This window comes from Vibrio sp. 1562 (assembly GCF_033340155.1).
GTDB classification, from domain to species: Bacteria; Pseudomonadota; Gammaproteobacteria; order Enterobacterales; family Vibrionaceae; genus Vibrio; species Vibrio alginolyticus.
Map to the genome: position 1 here is coordinate 1 of NZ_JAWOVY010000593.1, position 576 is coordinate 576.

Below are 576 nucleotides of genomic sequence, written 5' to 3' on the forward strand. Positions count from 1 at the left end.
GCTGATTCATCGATGATTCCAGAAGCTGTCATCGCTTCAAATGCCAGTTCAACCCCAGCACGAACCATTGCAATCATTAGAATGCCGTTGTCGAAGTACTCTTGCTCAGAGATCTCAACGTCCGTTTCTGGGTAATTTTCAAATGCGGTTTCACCAGTTTCTGCACGCCATCCTAGAAGATTTTTATCAGCATTTGCCCAATCAGCCATCATGGTGCTAGAGAAATGACCAGAGATAATATCGTCCATGTGCTTGTTATACAGTGGACGCATTAGGTCTTTTAATTCTTCAGAAAGCTCGAACGCCTTGATTTTCGCAGGATTAGATAGACGGTCCATCATGTGAGTGATACCACCGAATTTCAGAGCTTCCGTAATGGTTTCCCAACCGTACTGCAGTAGCTTACCTGCATAACCCGGATCAATGCCTTCAGCAATCATCTTCTCGTAACATACGATAGACCCCGCTTGTAGCATGCCACATAGAATGGTTTGCTCACCCATTAGGTCTGATTTCACCTCAGCGACAAAAGAAGACTCAAGACAACCCGCACGGTGACCACCTGTTGCTGCAGCC

The 576-nt window shown here is 46.0% G+C and carries 1 pseudogene; it reads right to left on the reverse strand.

The features are described 5' to 3' along the window. Positions 1-576: pseudogene (locus R7Z49_RS26580) on the reverse strand (ketol-acid reductoisomerase); the annotation flags it as partial.